The sequence below is a fragment of the Bradyrhizobium niftali genome (genome assembly GCF_004571025.1).
GTDB lineage: Bacteria > Pseudomonadota > Alphaproteobacteria > Rhizobiales > Xanthobacteraceae > Bradyrhizobium > Bradyrhizobium niftali.
Map to the genome: position 1 here is coordinate 1 of NZ_SPQT01000003.1, position 18,149 is coordinate 18,149.

At 64.7% G+C, this 18,149-nt stretch carries 15 protein-coding genes and 1 pseudogene; 6 read left to right on the top strand and 10 right to left on the bottom strand.

Annotated features, from left to right (window positions below; genetic code table 11):
• Positions 1-24: 24 nt before the first annotated feature.
• The 4 genes and pseudogenes from mmsB to E4K65_RS08755 all read right to left on the bottom strand — a co-directional run.
• Positions 25-921: pseudogene (gene mmsB / locus E4K65_RS08740) on the bottom strand (3-hydroxyisobutyrate dehydrogenase); the annotation flags it as partial.
• A 21-nt stretch (positions 922-942) separates the two neighbouring features.
• Positions 943-2,010: an enoyl-CoA hydratase/isomerase family protein gene (locus tag E4K65_RS08745; RefSeq protein WP_135173802.1), complete on the bottom strand. Its 1,068-nt coding sequence runs from the start codon at positions 2,008-2,010 to the stop codon at positions 943-945.
• Entirely contained in the window at positions 2,007-3,152 is a 1,146-nt protein-coding gene (locus E4K65_RS08750) for an isobutyryl-CoA dehydrogenase (RefSeq protein ID WP_135173803.1), read from the bottom strand. The genes E4K65_RS08745 and E4K65_RS08750 overlap by 4 nt, the downstream gene beginning before the upstream one ends.
• 22 nt (positions 3,153-3,174) lie before the next feature.
• Positions 3,175-4,671, bottom strand: coding sequence for a CoA-acylating methylmalonate-semialdehyde dehydrogenase (locus tag E4K65_RS08755; protein ID WP_027543112.1), 1,497 nt, complete (start codon positions 4,669-4,671; stop codon positions 3,175-3,177).
• Positions 4,672-4,774: 103 nt separating this feature from the next.
• On the opposite strand from E4K65_RS08755, the gene E4K65_RS08760 reads away from it, so the two are divergent.
• Positions 4,775-5,698: a LysR family transcriptional regulator gene (locus tag E4K65_RS08760; RefSeq protein ID WP_135173804.1), complete on the top strand. Its 924-nt coding sequence runs from the start codon at positions 4,775-4,777 to the stop codon at positions 5,696-5,698.
• Between the two features lie 129 nt (positions 5,699-5,827).
• Here the strand turns inward: E4K65_RS08760 and E4K65_RS08765 are convergent, their stop codons facing one another.
• Together E4K65_RS08765 and E4K65_RS08770 are read right to left on the bottom strand one after the other, a co-directional pair.
• Positions 5,828-6,445, bottom strand: a complete 618-nt coding sequence (locus E4K65_RS08765) for a TetR/AcrR family transcriptional regulator (protein WP_135173805.1) — start codon at positions 6,443-6,445, stop codon at positions 5,828-5,830.
• Positions 6,446-6,509: 64 nt separating this feature from the next.
• The gene (locus tag E4K65_RS08770; protein ID WP_135173806.1) at positions 6,510-7,043 is read right to left on the bottom strand and encodes a PaaI family thioesterase; all 534 of its coding nucleotides are present in this window, start codon (positions 7,041-7,043) and stop codon (positions 6,510-6,512) included.
• Between the two features lie 153 nt (positions 7,044-7,196).
• Between E4K65_RS08770 and E4K65_RS08775 the strand changes: the two genes are divergently transcribed.
• From E4K65_RS08775 to E4K65_RS08785, 3 genes are all read left to right on the top strand, one after another.
• Positions 7,197-7,967, top strand: a complete 771-nt coding sequence (locus E4K65_RS08775; protein WP_167770657.1) for an enoyl-CoA hydratase — start codon at positions 7,197-7,199, stop codon at positions 7,965-7,967.
• 335 nt (positions 7,968-8,302) lie between these two features.
• Entirely contained in the window at positions 8,303-9,499 is a 1,197-nt protein-coding gene (locus tag E4K65_RS08780) for an acetyl-CoA C-acyltransferase (RefSeq protein WP_135173808.1), read from the top strand.
• A gap of 112 nt (positions 9,500-9,611) precedes the next feature.
• Entirely contained in the window at positions 9,612-10,907 is a 1,296-nt protein-coding gene (locus E4K65_RS08785; RefSeq protein WP_027543118.1) for an MFS transporter, read from the top strand.
• A gap of 6 nt (positions 10,908-10,913) precedes the next feature.
• On the opposite strand, the gene E4K65_RS08790 is transcribed toward E4K65_RS08785, so the two are convergent.
• The 3 genes from E4K65_RS08790 to E4K65_RS08800 form a co-directional block, all read right to left on the bottom strand.
• Positions 10,914-12,317 carry a carbohydrate porin gene (locus E4K65_RS08790; RefSeq protein WP_135173809.1) on the bottom strand — a complete coding sequence of 468 codons (1,404 nt, stop codon included), beginning with the start codon at positions 12,315-12,317 and terminating at the stop codon, positions 10,914-10,916.
• 10 nt (positions 12,318-12,327) lie between these two features.
• Positions 12,328-13,344 (bottom strand): transporter, encoded by a 1,017-nt coding sequence (locus E4K65_RS08795; RefSeq protein ID WP_135173810.1) that lies wholly within the window; start codon positions 13,342-13,344, stop codon positions 12,328-12,330.
• A gap of 113 nt (positions 13,345-13,457) precedes the next feature.
• Complete coding sequence (locus E4K65_RS08800; protein ID WP_135173811.1) at positions 13,458-14,240, bottom strand: acetoacetate decarboxylase; 783 nt, start codon at positions 14,238-14,240, stop codon at positions 13,458-13,460.
• A 227-nt stretch (positions 14,241-14,467) separates the two neighbouring features.
• On the opposite strand from E4K65_RS08800, the gene E4K65_RS08805 reads away from it, so the two are divergent.
• Positions 14,468-15,634, top strand: coding sequence for a patatin-like phospholipase family protein (locus E4K65_RS08805; protein ID WP_135173812.1), 1,167 nt, complete (start codon positions 14,468-14,470; stop codon positions 15,632-15,634).
• Positions 15,635-16,133: 499 nt separating this feature from the next.
• Positions 16,134-17,210, top strand: a complete 1,077-nt coding sequence (locus E4K65_RS08810; protein ID WP_135173813.1) for a hypothetical protein — start codon at positions 16,134-16,136, stop codon at positions 17,208-17,210.
• 117 nt (positions 17,211-17,327) lie between these two features.
• Here the strand turns inward: E4K65_RS08810 and E4K65_RS08815 are convergent, their stop codons facing one another.
• Positions 17,328-17,873: a hypothetical protein gene (locus tag E4K65_RS08815; RefSeq protein WP_167770658.1), complete on the bottom strand. Its 546-nt coding sequence runs from the start codon at positions 17,871-17,873 to the stop codon at positions 17,328-17,330.
• Positions 17,874-18,149 lie beyond the last annotated feature (276 nt).

The window sequence follows — 18,149 nt, forward strand, 5'->3', positions numbered from 1 at the left end:
ATCCGGGCTACGGGCAAAGCCTCGCTATTTTCCAGCGAGGCTGCGAACGTGCTTGATAATTCCGGAAAAATCCACCCCGCCCTGGCCCGCTCTATCGAAGGCCTGATAAATCTCCTGCGCATGCTGGCCGAGCGGCGTGGCCGCGCCCGCGGCCTTGGCCGCGTCCTGCGCCAAGGTCAGGTCCTTCACCATCAGCGCCGAGGCAAAGCCGGGCTTGTAATCGTTGTTCGCCGGCGAGGTCGGCACCGGACCCGGCACCGGGCAATAGGTCGTCAGCGACCAGCACTGGCCCGACGAGGTCGAGGCAACGTCGAACAGCGCCTGATGCGAGAGCCCGAGCTTCTCCGCCAACGCAAACGCCTCGCTCACCGCGATCATGGAAATGCCGAGGATCATGTTATTGCAGATCTTGGCCGCCTGGCCGGCGCCGGCGCCGCCGCAATGCACGATCTTCTTGCCCATGTTTTCCAGCACGGGCTTCGCCGCCGCAAACGCCTTGTCGTCGCAGCCGCACATGAAGGTGAGCGTCGCGCCCTTGGCGCCGCCGGTCCCGCCGGAGACCGGCGCGTCCACCGACAGCACGCCGTTCTTGGCGGCCAGCGCGTGGGCCTGCCGCGCGCTCTCGACGTCGATGGTGGAGCTGTCGATGATCAGCGCGCCCTTGGTCATGACGGGGACGACCTCGTTCCAGACGCCAAGCACGTGCTTGCCGGCCGGCAGCATGGTGACGACGACATCGGCGCCCTTCACCGCGCCCGGCGCGCTGTCGGCGATGCCGGCGCCATCAGCCTTGGCTTGCGCGCGCGAGGCCTCGACGAGGTCGAACGCGACGACCTTGTGGCCGGCCTTGACCAGATTGGCGGCCATCGGGCCGCCCATGTTGCCGAGACCGATGAATGCGATCGTGGCCATCTTCGTTTCCTCCGCTGAACGTTTCGCTGATTAGTTGAACTTCAATTCGTCGGCGCCAATCTCGGCGAGATACGGCGCGAGCATCTCCGGCGTCACGTCCTCGATCCGCGGCGGCGACCAGGTGGGGTTGCGGTCCTTGTCGATCACGGCGGCGCGCACGCCCTCGCGGAAATCATCGCTGCGGAACACTTCAAGCGCGGCGCGATATTCGCGCACCAGACATTCTTCCAGGCTCGACGCGGCGCGGGCCAGGCGCAACAGCTTCAGCGTCACCACCATGCCGCGCGGCGATTTCTCGCCGAGCGTCTTCAGCGTGGCCAGAGCGAATTCGGAACCGTCACGCTTGAGGGCGGCGACGATGTCCTCCATGCGATCGAAACCAAACAGCGCATCAATCATCGGCTCCTTCGCCGCCACCGGTCCTGCGGTCTCGCCGGTCGCAAAGCCGTTGATGAGCTTGCCGACCTCGGCCGCGGTCGCACCGGAGCGCAGCTTCGTCAGGGCCTCGCGCAGCTGCGGGAGTTTCACTGCCGGCACCACCCAATCGGCGAACTTCGCGTGGATCGCATCCGGCCCATTCATGGTCTGGCCGGTCAGACCGAAATAGGTGCCGATCTCGCCCGGCGAGCGCGACAACAAATAAGTGCCGCCGACATCCGGGAAGAAACCAAGCCCGACCTCGGGCATTGCGAGCTTGGTGCGGTCAGTGACGACGCGATGACTCGCATGCGCGGAGAGACCGACGCCGCCGCCCATCACGATGCCGTCCATGAAGGCGACATAGGGCTTTGGGAACTTCTTGATCCGGGCGTTGAGGATATATTCCTCGCGCCACAGGATCTTGCCGAGATCGCCATGGACCTTCGAGCTTTCCCAGAGCGTGCGGATGTCGCCGCCGGCACAGAGGCCGCGCTCGCCGGCGCCCTCCAACAGGATCACAGCGACGGCCGGATCGGCCTCGAAACGGTCGAGCGCGGTCTCGATCTCGCGAAACATCTCCAGGGTGACGGCATTGATGGCCTTGGGACGGTTGAGCCTGATCACGCCGACCGCACCCTCGACGCGGGCGACCAGATCGCCCTCTTCCGCTGCATTCATCGCGCGCCCTCGATCAGTTTGCGCGCCACGATGAGCCGCATGATTTCATTGGTGCCTTCGAGAATCTGGTGCACGCGCAGATCGCGCACGATCTTCTCGATGCCGTATTCGCTGAGGTAGCCGTAGCCGCCATGGAGCTGAAGTGCCTGGTTGGCGACCTCGAAGCCGACATCGGTGCCGAAGCGCTTGGCCATCGCGCAGAGCATGGTGGCGTCAGGGTTCTTGCGGTCGAGCGCCGCTGCGGCCCGCCACAGGAAAGTGCGCGCGGCCTCGAGCTCGATCGCCATGTCGGCAAGGCGGAATTGCAGCGCCTGGAATTCGTCGAGGCGTTTTCCAAACGCCTTGCGCTCCTTCATGTAGGCGCGCGCCTTGTCGAGCGCCGTTTGGGCACCACCAAGAGAACATGCCGTGATGTTGAGACGGCCGCCATCGAGGCCGGCCATCGCGATCTTGAAGCCGACGCCCTCCTCGCTCAGCCGGTTGGTAACAGGCACGCGGGCGTTCTCGAACATGACGGCACGGGTCGGCTGCGCGTTCCAGCCCATCTTGCGCTCGTTGGCGCCGAACGAGACGCCGGGTGTGTCGCCGTCGATGACGAGGGTCGAGATGCCGCCGGGGCCTTCGCCGCCGGTCCGCACCATCGCGACCAAAAGGTCGGTGCCGCCGGCCCCCGAGATGAACTGCTTCTGGCCGTTGAGGACGTAATGATCGCCGTCGCGCACCGCGCGGGTGCGCAGCGCCGCGGCATCCGAGCCGGCGCCGGGCTCGGTCAGGCAGTAGCTGGCGATCAGCTCCATGGTGCAGAGCTTCGGCAGCCATTTGTGGCGCTGGGTGTCGCTGCCGTAGGCATCGATCATCCAGGACGCCATGTTGTGGATGGAGATGAAGGCCGACGTCGTCGGGCAGCCCGTCGCCAGCGCCTCGAAGATCAGCGCCGCGTCGAACCTGGTCATGGCGGAGCCGCCGACATCCTCGCGGATATAGATGCCGCCCATGCCGAGCGTCGCCGCCTCGCGCATCACGTCGACGGGGAAATGCTTCTCCTCGTCCCAGCGCAACGCGTGCGGCGCGATCTTTTCCGCCGCAAACGCCAACGCCATGTCGCGAACCGCGACCTGATCCTCGTTCAGAGCGAACTGCATGGGTGCCTCGCTCTTGAGAGGATCACTTCATCAGCGGGATCGAGAACTCCGCACCTTCCTTGACGCCGGACGGCCAGCGCGAGGTCACCGTCTTGGTCTTGGTGTAGAAGCGGACCGAGTCCGGGCCGTGCTGATTGAGGTCGCCGAAGCCCGACTTCTTCCAGCCGCCGAAGGTGTAATAAGCGATCGGAACCGGGATCGGCACGTTGATGCCGACCATGCCGACATTGACCTTGGCCGCGAAGTCGCGCGCAGCGTCGCCGTCGCGGGTGAAGATCGCGACGCCGTTGCCGTAGTCATGCTCGGACGGCAGCGCCAGCGCTTCCTTGTAGTCGTGCGCGCGCACGACCGAGAGCACGGGGCCAAAGATCTCTTCCTTGTAGATCCGCATGTCCTTGGTGACGTTGTCGAACAGCGAGCCACCGAGATAAAAGCCCTTCTCGTAGCCCTGCATCTTGAAGCCGCGGCCGTCGACGGCGAGCGTTGCGCCTTCCTTGATGCCGATGTCGATGTAGCCCTTGACCTTCTCGACGGCTTCGCGCGTCACCAGCGGGCCGTAATCGGCCGACGGATCGATCGAGGTGCCGATCTTCAGGGACTCGACGCGCGGGATCAGCTTTTCCATCAGGCGGTCGGCGGTGGACTTGCCGACGGGCACCGCAACGGAGACGGCCATGCAGCGCTCGCCGGCCGAGCCGTAGCCCGCACCGATCAGCGCATCGACCGCCTGGTCCATGTCGGCGTCGGGCATGATGATGGCGTGGTTCTTGGCGCCGCCGAAGCACTGGCAGCGCTTGCCGGTCTGGGCGGCGCGCTCATAGATGTACTGCGCGATCGGCGTGGAGCCGACGAAGCCGACGGCCTTGATGTCGGGATCGTCGAGAATGGCGTCGACCGCTTCCTTGTCGCCGTTGACGACGTTGAGGATGCCGGCCGGCAGGCCCGCCTCCATCATCAATTCGGCAAGCAGCATCGGCACGCCGGGATCGCGCTCCGACGGCTTGAGGATGAAGGCATTGCCGCAGGCGATCGCCGGCGCGAACTTCCACATCGGAATCATTGCCGGGAAATTGAACGGCGTGATGCCGGCGACAACGCCGAGCGCCTGACGCATCGAATAAATGTCGATGCCTGGGCCGGCGCCCTCGGTGTACTCGCCCTTCATCAGGTGCGGAATGCCGCAGGCGAACTCGGCGACCTCGAGGCCGCGCTGGATGTCGCCCTTGGCGTCGGGCACGGTCTTGCCGTGCTCACGCGCCAGCAGCTCGGCGAGCTTGTCGTAGTCGCGCTGCACCAGCTCGACGAATTTCATCATGACGCGGGCGCGGCGCTGCGGGTTGGTCGCGGCCCATTCCGGCTGCGCGGCGCGGGCGTTCTCGACGGCAGCGCGGACCTCGGCCTTGGACGCCAGCGCCACCTTGGCCTGGACGTCACCGGTCATCGGCTCGAAGACGTCGGCGGTGCGGCCAGAGGTACCCTTGACCTCCTTGCCACCGATGAAATGTCCGATTGAACGCATGGAATAATCTCCTTGGAAGTCGAGCCTGATCGCTTTGACAAATCCTATTGACCTGCATTTTATAGGATTCAAGTCTGTTATATTGCACCATAGATGTGCGAAAATGCTGGATCAAGGTAGCATCGACTGGGACGACTTTCGTTTCGTGCTGGCCATCGTGCGGGGCGGCTCGGTTTCGGCTGCGGCAAAACAGCTCGGCGTCGACCATGCCACCGTGATCCGCCGCGTCGACCGGCTGGAAAAGCACCTCTCGGCAAAGCTGTTTGACCGGCGCAAGACCGGCTATCTCCTCACCGAGGCCGGCCAGCGCGTCGCCGACAGCGCCGAAGCGATGGAATCGACCATCGTCGCCAACCAGGAACAGGTCGGCGGCTCCGTGGCGCGGCTGACCGGAACGGTGCGGATTGGTGCGCCCGATGGCTTCGGCACCGCCTTCCTGGCGCCGCGGCTGGCGCCCTTCGCGGACCGGTATCCCGATCTCGACCTGCAACTTGTGGCAACCGCGCGGCTGTTCAGTCTCTCCAAGCGCGAGGCCGACATCGCCATCAGCCTGACCATGCCGAAGGAAGGCCGCATCGTCGGACGCAAGCTGCTCGACTACCGCCTCGGGCTCTATGCCTCCCCCGCCTATCTCGACCGCTTCCCGACGATCGTCTCGCGCGAGGTGCTGCCGCAGCACCGCTTCGTCGGCTACATCGAGGAGCTCCTGTTCACGCCGGAACTCGATTATCTACCACAGGTGTCGCCGCGGATTTCCGCCCGCTTCCGCAGCGCCAATTTGATCGCACAGCTCAACGCCACGCTCTCGGGCTTCGGCATCGCAGTGCTGCCGCATTTCATGGCGAGCGACTATCCGCAGCTTGTCGCGGTGTTGCCCGAGGAGATCTCGATCACCCGGACGTTCTGGATGCTGATGCACGCCGACAGCAAGGATCTCGCCCGGATCAGGGCGGTGGCGGACTACATCGGCGAGATCGTGGAGCGCGAGCGGGGGCTATTTGCGGGGCGGCAAACACCGCTCCCGTAGGGTGGGTTAGCCGAAGGCGTAACCCACCACTTCTGTCTCGGCAGATAAACACAGTGGTGGGTTACGCCCAGCGACCGCGCTTCGCGCAGCCGCAAGGCTAACCCACCCTACGCATTCAACGGCATCTCGCTAATTCTGCTTCGGCTTCTTCGCCGCCACCTTCGGCTCACGCTTCGCGCCGTCCAGCGCGCTATCCCTGCCCGCCTTCAGCACCTCGTCCGACAGCTCGCTGGAGCCGGCGATGCGCGCCAGCAGCATGGTGCCGGCCATCGTCGCCAGCGTCGCGATCGCCTGCTTGCGCGCGGCCTTGCGCGGCAGGTTCGGGATGTAGTCGGTCATCATCTCGATCATCTCGTCGAGCTTGCCGGCGAAGGCTTTTCGCGTCTTCGGGCTCTCGCGGGCGATCTCTGCGCCCAGCGCAGGAATCGAGCAGCCATGGCCGGGATTGTCGCGATGCAGCGTCGAAAGATAAGTCTCGACGATCTGGGTGAGCTGCTTTTCGGGCGCGACCTGATCGGACTGCTTGCGCCAGTGCTCCATCGAGCGGTCCATGGCGTAGGCAAAGGCCTCGATCACCAGCGCCTCACGCGAGTCGAAATGCGCATAGAAGCCGCCATGGGTCAGGCCGGCCTCCTTCATGAGGTCGGCGACGCCGATACCGTGGGCGCCCTTCTCCCGCAGCCGCACCGAGGCCTTCTTCACGATGCGGTCGTGGGTTTCCTGCTTGTGTTCCCGGGAATAGCGCATGCCAGTCTCATTGAATGTCGGAGATCATCTCATAACACAGAAATGGACCAGACGGTGGATTAATTCACGTTAAGGTATTACCGATCATGGAAAAGGTTGCAGTTGCATGGACTGCGAGCGCGCCCTTGCCGTCGCGGACGAAACCCTCGGTGTAACTGGTCTGCCGTCCCAGCTTGACGACCTTGCCTTCGGCCGAGATCAGCCCGGACCGGACCGACAGCGGGCGCAGGAACGTCATTTTCAGATCGAGGGTCACGGACGACTGCCCGGCCTCCAGCCGGGTCGAAATGGCGCATCCCATGGCGGTGTCGATCAGCGCCGCGGCCGTCGCGCCATGCAGGAGGCCGATGGTATTCTCGAGATCCTCGCGCGGCTCCAATTCCATCACGATCCGGCCCGGCTCGACCACCGCCATGGTGAAGCCGATCAGCTTTGCGAAGGGCGGCGGCGGCAAGCGGCCGTCGCGAATGCCCTGCATGGCGTCCATGCCCGACAAGCCCATCGCCGCTTTCGCGACCGGCGCAGGGACCTGCCAGTCCACCACACGCTCGCGCCGTTGCGCGGGCGAAAACAGGTCGAGTTGATCGTTACAGGTCATGGCGGCCTCTTTGTATTACATTCATCATACTATGTCACGAACTTCGCGCTGGCAACTCCGTCTCCCGGCCCGCTTGACAAGCCGCCCCTTTCGGCCCGGAAGTGATCCCGACCGGTGCGCCCGCGCACGTCCAACAAACGTCGAGATCCCACGATGGAAATGCTCAACAACCACTGCGGCGTGACGCGCGATGCGCGCGGCGTCGTTCACGTCGCGATCTGCAACGCCGGCTCGCTGAATATCTTGGGCTCGCCCGTGACAGACGCAGTGCGCGAAGGCCTGCAACAGCTCGCCACCGATCGCAGCATCCGCGTCGTGGTGCTGCGCGGCCAGAGCGAGAAGAGCATGATCGGCGGCGCCGACATCAAGGAGATGGCCAGGCTCGACCAGACATCGGCCGAAGCCTTCATCAGCCGCCTGCGCGATCTCTGCGAGGCCGTGCGTCAGTTCCCTGCCCCCGTGATCGCGCGCATGCCCGGCTGGTGCCTCGGCGGCGGGCTGGAGGTAGCCGCCGCGTGCGACTTCCGGATCGCCGCGCATGATGCGCATTTCGGCATGCCGGAGGTACGCGTCGGCATCCCCTCGGTGATCCACGCCGCGCTGCTGCCACGCCTGATCGGCTGGGCCCGCGCGCGCTGGCTGGTGATGACGGCGGAGAACATCGACGCGCCGACGGCGCTCGCCTGGGGCCTGGTCGACAAGGTCGCACCCGAGAGCGGGTTGGATGCAGCCGTCGAGCACACGGTGAAGGCACTGCTCGAATGCGGCCCCGAGGCGTTGCGGTCGCAGAAGGCGCTGCTGCGGCAATGGGAGGAACTGCCGCTGACGGAGTCGGTGAATCTGAGCGTGAAGGTGTTCGGCGAGTCGTTCCTGACGGACGAGCCGACGCGCCTGATGCAGGCGTTCGTGGATCGGAAGCGGTAGCTGCCTCTGCATCAGCAGGCCGTCGCCACACCAAAGGTGTCATGCCCCGCCTAGTGCGCAATTGCGCACGGGGGCGGGGCATCCAGTACGCCGCGGCTTCTCCGTATCCACGCGCCGCCTCTGGAATACTGGATCGCCCGCCTTCGCGGGCGATGACAGCGCTGTGTGTGGACGCCGCTGTGCCAACAGCGGCTGCTCCTCTGCCCTCCTCCGATCGCAGGAGGAAATCTCATGCGAACCACAAGATTTTCTCATGCCCCGCGCGGTTGCATTTTTTGCGTCGCATCATATGATGACTGTAATCTTACTCAGCCGTCATCGCAGGGAGTCCCATCATGGCCGAAGCCGCCGATCCCGTCGTCATCGTCTCCGCCGCCCGCACCCCGCTCGGCCGCTTCATGGGCGAATTGTCACCGCTGGCCGCGCATAAGCTCGGATCGCATGTGATCGGCGCGGCGCTGGAGCGCGCAAACCTCGCGCCCGAAAAAGTTGACGAGGTCTTCTTGGGCTGCGTGCTGCCGGCGGGACAAGGCCAGGCACCGGCGCGCCAGGCGGCGCGCGCCGCCGGCCTGCCTGACGCGACCGGCGCCACCACGGTCAACAAGGTCTGCGGCTCCGGCATGAAGGCGACCATGCTGGCGCACGACATCATCCGCGCCGGCTCGGCCGAGATCGTCGTCTCCGGCGGCATGGAGAGCATGAGCAACGCGCCGTATCTCCTCGCCAAGGCGCGCGGCGGCTATCGCGCCGGCCACGACCGCATCATCGACCACATGATGATGGACGGGCTTGAGGACGCCTACGAGACCGGCCGCTCCATGGGCGATTTCGGCGAAGCCACCGCCGAGGCCTATCAGTTCACCCGCAAGGACCAGGACGCCTATGCGATGGAGACGCTGAGCCGCGCCCGCAAGGCGGTCGAGGGCAGTGCGTTCAAGGCCGAGATCGCGCCGATCACGCTGACCGAGAAGGCCGGCCCGCGCGTCATCGCCAATGACGAGCATCCGCTGAAGGTCGATCCCGCCAAGATCCCAGGCCTGAAGCCGGCGTTCCGCGCCAACGGCACGATCACGCCGGCAGCTTCCTCCGCCAACGCCGACGGCGCCGCCGCCCTGGTGCTGACCAAGCGCTCGCTCGCTGATCGGGGCGGCCTTCCGGCGCTTGCCGTGATCAAGGGCCACGCCACCCACAGCCAGGAGCCGCAATGGTTCACCACGGCGCCGATCCCGGCGATCCGCAAGCTGCTCGACAAGGTCGGCTGGACCGCCGGTGACGTCGACCTGTTCGAGATCAACGAGGCCTTCGCCGTGGTGGCGATGGCGGCGCAGCGCGATCTCGGCATTCCCCGCGACAAGCTGAACATCAACGGCGGCGCCTGCGCGCTCGGCCATCCGATCGGCGCCACCGGCGCGCGGCTGATCGTGACGCTGCTGCATGCGCTCGAGGCGCAGAACCTCAAGCGCGGCGTCGCCGCGCTCTGCATCGGCGGCGGCGAAGCCACGGCCATCGCGGTGGAGCGGCTGACGCACTAGCCGCCATGTCCGAATTTGAGGGAAGTCTGACATTTTAGACTTCCAGCAAATATGCCAGACTACGACGATGATGCGAGTCCCGCGAGGGACCGCCAACCCTGATTGAGGCCCAATGATCTCGAACTGGCTCGCGGCAACGCTCAGCCGCCGCAATATCCACTACGGCTGGGTGATGGTCGGCGTGACCTTCCTGGCCGCGCTGATCAGCGCCGGCACGGTCGGTGCGCCCGGCGTGTTCATCGTTCCCCTGCAGAAGGAGTTCGGCTGGAGCACGGCGGAGATTTCGTCCGCGCTGTCTATCCGCTTCATCCTGTTCGGGCTGATGGCGCCGTTCGCCGCCGCCCTGCTCAACCGCTACGGCCTGCGCAACGTCACGCTGACGGCGCAGCTGATCGTGGTCTCGGCGCTGGTCGCATCGCTCGGCATGACCGAGGTCTGGCAGCTCATCGCCCTGTGGGGCGTCGTGATCGGGATCGGCACCGGCATGACCGCGCTGGTGCTTGGCGCCACCATCGCCACGCGCTGGTTCGCGGCGCGGCGCGGCCTCGTGGTCGGCATCATGACCGCGAGCGTCGCCACCGGCCAGCTCGTGTTCCTGCCGCTGCTCGCAAGCCTCACCGAACGCTTCGGCTGGCGGCTGGCGCTCGGCTTCGTCTGCATCATGCTCGGCGTTTCCGCACTCGCAGTGCTGCTCGCGATGCGTGACCGTCCGAGCGACCTCGGCCTGCGCCCGTTCGGCGACGAAGGCAGCGAGCCCCTGCCCGCCCCGCCCGTCAACCACGGCTCGATCACGGCGGTGGCGCTCGGCACGCTGCGCGATGCCTCGAAATCGAGCGCGTTCTGGATCCTGTTTGCGACCTTCTTCGTCTGCGGCGCCTCGACCAACGGCCTCGTGCAGGTCCACCTGATCCCGATGTGCCTCGATTTCGGCATCCCGCAGGTGCAGGCCGCAAGCCTGCTGGCTGCGATGGGCATTTTCGATTTCTTCGGCACCATCATGTCGGGCTGGCTGTCGGACCGTTACGACAATCGCTGGCTCCTGTTCTGGTACTACGGCCTGCGCGGGCTCTCGCTGATCTTCCTGCCCTTCAGTGACTTCTCGTTCTACGGCCTGTCGATCTTCGCGATGTTCTACGGCCTCGACTGGATCGCCACCGTGCCGCCGACGGTGCGCCTCACCGCGCAGAAGTTCGGCCCCGAGCGCGCCAATCTCGTGTTCGGCTGGATCTTTGCCGGGCATCAGCTCGGTGCCGGCACGGCCGCCTTTGGTGCCGGCCTGTCGCGAACGCTGCTCCAGAGCTACCTGCCCGCCTTCTTCATCGCCGGCGCGCTCTGCGTGTTCGCCTCGCTGATCGTGCTGGCTCTGTCGCGGCAGCCGAAGCCGAAGACGCAGGCCGCGATGGCGTAAGCCAACCTAGTACCGGATCGTGGTGGTGACGCCGAAGACTGCGGCGTCACCGATCCGCGAAACGCCGCTCGGATCGTTCGGATTCGGGATGCCGCCCGAGGGGCGGAACACGTACTGGAAATACGGCGCCACCAGCCAGCCCGGCTTGATATGCGCCTCGTAGATCATCTCGATCAGGGTCTCGTTGCTGCGCACCGGGCTCTGCACGCCGGTGAAGGCTTGCGCGTCGAGATCGAGATTGCGGGCGGTGTTCGAAATCCGCATATAGGCCATCGCCACGCCGAAGCGGTCGAGCGGACGGCCTGGGACAAACCCGACGAAGCCGATGCCGCCATCCAGATAAAGGTCGATCAGATTGCGGTCTGGCGGGCTGTAGGCGATGCGGCCGAAGGCGGTGACGCCCGGGATCGACGCGGAGGTGGTGTTGTCCTTCACCTCCGGCGGGCGGTAGAGCACCTGCTCGATGACGGCGAAGATGCCGTAGTTGCCGCGAAGCTTGGCCGGAACGCCGCTTCCAGAGGGATCGGCAATCGAGAGCCCCTCCGCCGTAAAACGCTGGCTGTCGAACGAGCCATTATGCTTCCAGGCACCCGGCGTGAAATTGCCGGCGAGCGGACGGCCGCCGATATCGATGTCGTAGTTGAAGCGGACCTGCCCGATCACCCAGGGCGAATCGTTGACGCGGAATGCGAGGCCGTGATGGTCGCGCAGCTGCGGATCGGCATCGCCCGGGCCGGACGGATCGCCGTTGAACACCGCGCCATAGGCGGTGATCTGGTCCGACAGCGCGGCCTTGACCCGAATGCCTGGCACCGCGATCGGCGGTGCGGGGCCGCCGGCCGGAAGATTGCTCGCCTTGATCGCCGGCCAGCCGAAGGTGCCGTTGATGAAGAGGTCGTCGGTCTGGCTGTCGAAGAACTCGACATCCGCGGCCTGCTGGCCGGCCCTGATGTTCAGCCTGTCGCCAAAGAAGCTCTGCTCGAAATAGGCGTTGTAGAGCCGCCGGTCCGGCAGCGCCTCGATCTCGCTGATGGTGGCGAGGTTCTGCACGTAGTTGCGCGAGAGCCCGCGGCCGTAGATCACGAAGGCGTTGGCGTAGAAGCGTCCCCCCGTCCAGCCGACCAGCTTGTCGAGATCAGCATCAACCGAGAGATCGAGGCGACCGAAATGGATGGCGCCGCGCGCAACGCCGCCCGAGACGTTGCCGATGTTGTCGGCGATATAGGTGGCGCCGAAATTCAGGCCCTTGCTGGCGAGCCCGTCATGCCATTCGTTGAACCATTTTGGCGCCAGCCATTCGGCCGCGCTTTCGTCCTTGGCGCCGGCGCGCGCACTCGTGCTGGCCAAGGTGCATGCCAGCGCAATTGCAGCCACGCTTCGCAGCGGAGATCTGTCGGCAGTGCCGTTCACGACTGGTGCGCTACCTGAAAATGCCCGTGCGCCGCATGAACAAATAGGCGGCACCGACCGACGAGGCCATCAGCACCGCCGCCCAGAGAAATCCGCTCTCGACGTCGGTCAGCGGCAGGCCCTTGGTGTTCATGCCGAAGATGCCGGTGATCAGCGTCGGCGGCAGCAGCAGCGAGGTCACGATGGAGAGCGTGTGGAGGTGGCGGTTGCTCTCCTCCTCGTTCTTGAAGCGCAGCTCCTCCTCGAGCAGGCGGCTGCGCTCGCGCAGCTCGACGATGTCGTGATCGAGGCCATCGAGCCGTTGCGCCAGCTTGCCGGCGTGGATCCGCAAGCCCGGCGACAGGTGATCGGTGTTCTTCTGGTCGAGCCGGTGAAACAGCACGCGCAGGCCGGTGAGCTGACGATGCAGCCTGACGCAGGTGCGGCGCAACCGGCCGAGGGTGCGGCGCATCTCGGGCCTCGCCTCGTCGGCGAGGATGCGCTCCTCGATGCCGTCGATCTCCTGCCCGAGCTTGTCGGCCATCCTGTCGAGCGTGTCGGCAACCTCGTCGACGATCTTTTCCAGGAGATGGGCGACGTTGTCGACGCGGTAGCCGCCTTCGAGCACCCGGCGCGCCGCATCCGCCGAGCACAGCGCCTGATGGCGGCCGCTGACCAGCAGGTGCTCGGTCATGGCGAAGCGCAGGAACGCGGTCTCTTCCGTGGCGCTGTCGATGTCGCGCACGAGGTCGGAGAACACGCCGTAGACGCAGTGGTCGATGACATGGAGCTGCTGGAACGTGTCGTTCGACAGCAGCAGTTCGCGCGCAAGCGGCGGCAGCGTTGATGCCGCAATCCACGGCCGCGCCCGCGCGTCGGTCAGGTTGAAATGCAGCCAGAGCCGGCCGTCATGGCTGAACTCGATCGGCTGGTCGATCGGCAGCGCCTCGGCACTGCCGTCGCTGTGCAGGCGGAACGCCCAGACCAGGCCCGGAATGGCAGGCTCAGACCCCGATATCGCGCTGACAAGCTTTGCCGGCTCAGCCATGGTCGCCCCAACCGTCAACACATGCCCCGCCTCCGGAAGACGGCTGACGGCATCTTCCGGACCCACGCGGGTAGTCAATTACGGCTCTGTTACAGTTTGATGATGGCGCCGCCCTATTCCGCGGCCAGTCCCGTCGCGGCCGTCGCCTCGGCCTCCCTGATGTAGTCGTGGACGACGCGGCCGAACGGCAGCGTCAGATCGGCGATGTAGTGATGCGCGCCGACGACGCGGCGAACCGGGAAATCGGCAACCGGCGCATTGACGTGCGGCACAAGGTGAAGACGTCCGGGCCCCATCCAGGAGCCCTTCGGCACGATATCGGTGAGGTTGATCGCGACGAGCTGGCAGACTTCGAGACGGCCGTCGACGCCGGGGATCATCTTCAGATTCACCTGCGTCTTCGACAGCGTCGCGCGGGTGAGATCACCGTTGCCGGCCATGCTCTCGTGCTTGTAGCCCATCGTGCCCATGGCGACGAGCTGGCCGGCATATTCCAGCGTCCCCGTCAGGGTGTCCTTGACGATCTCGAGTTTGGGATGGGCGTATTTCTTGGGAAAGCCCCAGATCTCGCGGCCCGCGGCGATCGGCGGATCGTCGTCGAGATACATCTGCGAGACGAAATTGACCTCCTCGCCATGCAGGCGCGCCGGGATGACGAGCCCGGACTCGGTGTAGCTGCCGAAGCCGGAGGAGTCCGGCATCCTGATCCATTCGTAATGCACGATCGGCTGGTCGATCGGCTCCAGCGGCTCGGGCAGGCCGGCGCGGATCAGGTCCGGATCGGTCTCGTAGGTGATGACGAGGAACTCGCGGTTGACGAAGCGATAGGGACCGGCCGGATAGCTCGGTCCAGCGGCCGGCATGGACGGAAGTCTCAGCACGTCTTCCCTGCGCATCGCTGGTCTCCTCATGACAGTGGATGCCTGCCCGGCAGTGTCGGGCGGTGATGCAGATTGCTAGCGGCCGTCATTGACCGCGATGTGAAGGATTTCCGTCAGGCGCACGACCCGCGTGCCATTCCCGTTGCGATTGACCTGCATGCAGACGATGCATCGGCTGCCACCCTTGTCATCACGCCGTCACCGCGGGACGCAATCGTTCGGTGAAGGCAGGAGGCATCGCCATGGACGCCCGCACGTCGCAACCGACTTATCAGACCCATCAGCCTCCCGCGCGGGGCTGGCGTCCCGAGCGCTGCGATCGCGTCGCACTGGTGCTGCAAGGCGGCGGCGCGCTCGGCGCCTACCAAGCCGGCGTCTATCAGGCGCTGCACGAAGCCGGCATCGAGCCGGACTGGGTCTGCGGCGTCTCGATCGGCGCGATCAACTCCGCCATCATCGCCGGCAACCGGCCGGAGAAGCGGCTCGATGCGCTGCGCGTCTTCTGGGAGCGCATCACCAACCGCAAGGTCTGGCACTACACGCCGGATGGCGACGTCTTCCGCCAGTGGCGCAACCTCACCAGCGCGTGGATGACGTCAGCCATGGGCCAGCCCGGCTTCTTCACCCCGCACCAGGTCAATCCCTGGTTCAGCCCGATCGGCGCCAGGACCGCGACGAGCTATTACGACACGACGCCGCTGCGCGAGAGCCTGCGCGAGCTCGTCGACTTCGATCTCATCAACGAGAAGAAGGTCCGCTTCGCGGTCGGCGCGGTGAACGTGCTCTCCGGCAACTTCATCTATTTCGACAACGCCCTCGGGCCGGAGCACATCATGGCCTCCGGCGCCCTGCCCCCGGCGCTGCCGATGGTGCGGATCGGCACCGATCATTTCTGGGACGGCGGCATCGTCTCCAACACCCCGCTCCAGCATCTGCTCGACCAGGAGGACGCGCTCAATTCGCTGGTGTTCCAGGTCGACCTGTTCAGCGCCCGCGGCGTGCTGCCGCGCTCGATCCAGGACGTGATGGCCCGCCACAAGGACATCATGTATTCCTCGCGCACGCGCCACAACACCGATGTCTATCGCCGCACGCACAATCTCAAGGTCGAGCTCTACAAGGCCCTGGCGAAGCTGCCGGAGGAGCAACTCACCGACGAGGAGCGCAATCTCAAGGCCAGCCTCTGCCATATGCCCGAGATCGCGATCCTGCATCTGATCTACCAGCAGAAGGCTTATGAGGGCGACGCCAAGGACCACGAATTCTCGGGCACCTCGATGCGCGAGCACTGGGCAAGCGGCTTCGAGGACACCAAGCGCACGCTGAAGCGGCGCGACTGGATCAAGATGCCCGAGCAAGGCATGGGGCTGGTGGTGCACGACGTGCATCGGGAGACGGAGCGCGCGTAGCGCGGCGACGCTCGCGGCAAGCCTTCCGCGATATACTCGAAAACAACCCCATGCAATGTAGCCGATGGCCGGCGGCAGATGCCTCCTGCATCTGCAAAACCATTTGGCACGTTGGGCAAAACAGCGGCATCACGCCATCCTGCCGCAACCGTACGATGCTCAATGAAGGATGCTTCGCAGGGTATCGGCTGACCACGCAATCCCCTGCACGAGAGTCAACTCGGCTGCACCACATTGCGACGCGAACGGACGTGTCGCGGCTTGCCTTCGTAGCTGACACGAACTCTTCTGCCGAGGTCGGCGTCTCTCCCTCCTCGACCGCCCGACCTGCATGAAGATGTCAGCGCCGATATCCTTCAATCGGATGACGGCGTCGGATCGTGACTTTGATAATGAGTCACCACTGAGCGGCCATGAATTTAGCAGCGACAGGTTCCGCCTCACCAACAGCGAGTGACGAGACGATTTCGCCTGGTCTCGATTGCGAGGAGAGATAGAGATGGCGGTTAGAGCTAGTGTCGAGGATGAACGCTTCTATAAAAAGATAGAGAAATCCCTCGATACCACCGCTAGCTTCTGGACCTTCGCGTCCGAGGGACTGAAGACTTACGACAAATATCGGCGAAGCCCGGCCTCTGGGCCGCTCGCCAGGGCGCAAGCGCTCTTGCACGAGCATAACGAGAGCCCGGTCAAACCCGGCACTCTGTCGAAAGTTCTCGCCAAGGCGGACAAAGCCAAGAAGTACTACGAGTACGTCCGCAGAGTAGAGGATGCAGTTGACGAGACGAAGCGAGACGGCGCGCTTCTTAAGCTCGGCATCAAGATCTCCATGGACCTCGCCAAGAAATGGCTCGGCGCCTCGCTGACGACGCATCCCTACTATGCCTACCACAAGGTCATGCTCGACGCTCTGGCTGACGCACTCAACGCAGCCCACAACAGCAGATCCACCGTCGACGCCTATCGGCGAGCGGTATCCGCCGCAACCTCAACGGCCGTTGCGAAAGAGTTCAAGCGGCTGGAAGGCAGAAAGGTCGCGATCGTCGCGGCACATGTGGAGTTCACGGACAGGATAGGCGTGGCCGCCGACATTGCGCGCGGCTTGATAGACCAGAAGCTCGCTGAAAGAAAAATCCAACAATATGGCGGAACGGCCCGTATTGCCGCAGCCGTCGCCGATCTCCAGGCGTGGCGCGCGATGTGGGCCGGTCTCGCTTGCGAGTCGATGAAGCTCGTCATCATGGCAGGCACCGAGCTCAACGTTGCCGCCGCAGCGATGCACGAGGTGCAACAAACGATGGCCAAGCTCATGGGCGGTGGCACCACGAGTGTGCTGGCCGGTCGTGGCGCCATCAACGCCATCGAATGGGAAAAGTACGATCAGATAGTCAACAGACGGACGCCAGATCGGGCGGCGATGGACCCGGTCGCATTTGCACAGTCCAATCATGGCCGGGCCCTTGCCTGGACCACGGCCCTTGCAGAAATGTGCGATTTCGTCACAAGCGACGAGGTCTACTTCCCAAGCAAATTCAATGCTCAGCTCGAGCGACTGAACAAAGTTCTGTACGTCTGATAAGCCTGTCTTTGTCAACAGTTGGGGTGCGCGAAGGCGAGCCGCCAATAGTCTGGCGGCCCGCCGAGGTCTCGCTCCTGCTTCCGTCACATATCGAGATTGATGTCGGCGTTTCCCTCAACTCGTCGTGCCGCGCGGGTTGACGACCGTATACCCCCGCAAGGAACGCGCGTGCATTCTTGTTGCGTGTCCGCCCGAGTTGGCGTCATACGCCATCCACATGTCTCCCCCGAGGTGCTGCTCCAGGACGAACACGTGGCCGCGTCGTGCCGCCACCATTCCCGGCGCTGGCGATGTACGCGGAAAACGCAGCCAGTTGGCCGCGAGATTCAATTCCGGCATCAAACGACCGAACACGCGCAGGGCCGCGCCGCAACCGCAGAAGGACGAAGGGCAACCGGCCGGTCGACCGCCGACGATCCGATCGCCAGTGACATTCACCGCCGCAACGGCGCTGCCAGCGACGGACATTGTGAGTTGTCTTGAATTGGGCGCCTGTGATGAGTATCTGGAAACGCGCTCGCGGCGCGTTTGCGAATGCGAGAAGTCGCAGGGCATGATGACATTGCATTCGGGCGCGTGATCAATGCGGTAGGGTCGTGCTTCCGAAGCAATAGAGCTGACGGCAACAAAAAAACACGCAAAAAGAACTAGCTTGAACATTGCAGGACTCCGAGTTGAAGGGTCCTGCCCCGGAAAATGAGCAACTGATAACAGTTTGGCCGAAATGGGCCTAAAGAACGGCCGAAAATGGCTGCATTTGCGGGCCGCTCTCCTCGATCCCAATAAGCCACACGTTGCGACTGAAATGATTAACTCGCAGAGTACGAACGTCCGCCTTTGACACTTCCAGCGCTCGCGACGAGCGACGAGCCTCGCGTTGCGACGGAAGCGGGAGGTCGCGACCGCCGGCGACGCCGAAGGCGTTGCGCAGGAGTA

Excerpts from the sequence above, each read along its gene's own strand:
- E4K65_RS08795 (WP_135173810.1), bottom strand. The coding sequence starts at position 13,344 with ATGGCTGAGCCGGCAAAGCTTGTCAGCGCGATATCGGGGTCTGAGCCT.
- E4K65_RS08805 (WP_135173812.1), top strand. The coding sequence starts at position 14,468 with ATGGACGCCCGCACGTCGCAACCGACTTATCAGACCCATCAGCCTCCC.
- E4K65_RS08765 (WP_135173805.1), bottom strand. The coding sequence starts at position 6,445 with ATGCGCTATTCCCGGGAACACAAGCAGGAAACCCACGACCGCATCGTG.
- E4K65_RS08780 (WP_135173808.1), top strand. The coding sequence starts at position 8,303 with ATGGCCGAAGCCGCCGATCCCGTCGTCATCGTCTCCGCCGCCCGCACC.
- E4K65_RS08810 (WP_135173813.1), top strand. The coding sequence starts at position 16,134 with ATGGCGGTTAGAGCTAGTGTCGAGGATGAACGCTTCTATAAAAAGATA.
- E4K65_RS08745 (WP_135173802.1), bottom strand. The coding sequence starts at position 2,010 with ATGAATGCAGCGGAAGAGGGCGATCTGGTCGCCCGCGTCGAGGGTGCG.
- E4K65_RS08755 (WP_027543112.1), bottom strand. The coding sequence starts at position 4,671 with ATGCGTTCAATCGGACATTTCATCGGTGGCAAGGAGGTCAAGGGTACC.
- E4K65_RS08760 (WP_135173804.1), top strand. The coding sequence starts at position 4,775 with ATGCTGGATCAAGGTAGCATCGACTGGGACGACTTTCGTTTCGTGCTG.
- E4K65_RS08775 (WP_167770657.1), top strand. The coding sequence starts at position 7,197 with ATGGAAATGCTCAACAACCACTGCGGCGTGACGCGCGATGCGCGCGGC.
- E4K65_RS08750 (WP_135173803.1), bottom strand. The coding sequence starts at position 3,152 with ATGCAGTTCGCTCTGAACGAGGATCAGGTCGCGGTTCGCGACATGGCG.
- E4K65_RS08770 (WP_135173806.1), bottom strand. The coding sequence starts at position 7,043 with ATGACCTGTAACGATCAACTCGACCTGTTTTCGCCCGCGCAACGGCGC.
- E4K65_RS08815 (WP_167770658.1), bottom strand. The coding sequence starts at position 17,873 with ATGTTCAAGCTAGTTCTTTTTGCGTGTTTTTTTGTTGCCGTCAGCTCT.
- E4K65_RS08785 (WP_027543118.1), top strand. The coding sequence starts at position 9,612 with ATGATCTCGAACTGGCTCGCGGCAACGCTCAGCCGCCGCAATATCCAC.
- E4K65_RS08800 (WP_135173811.1), bottom strand. The coding sequence starts at position 14,240 with ATGCGCAGGGAAGACGTGCTGAGACTTCCGTCCATGCCGGCCGCTGGA.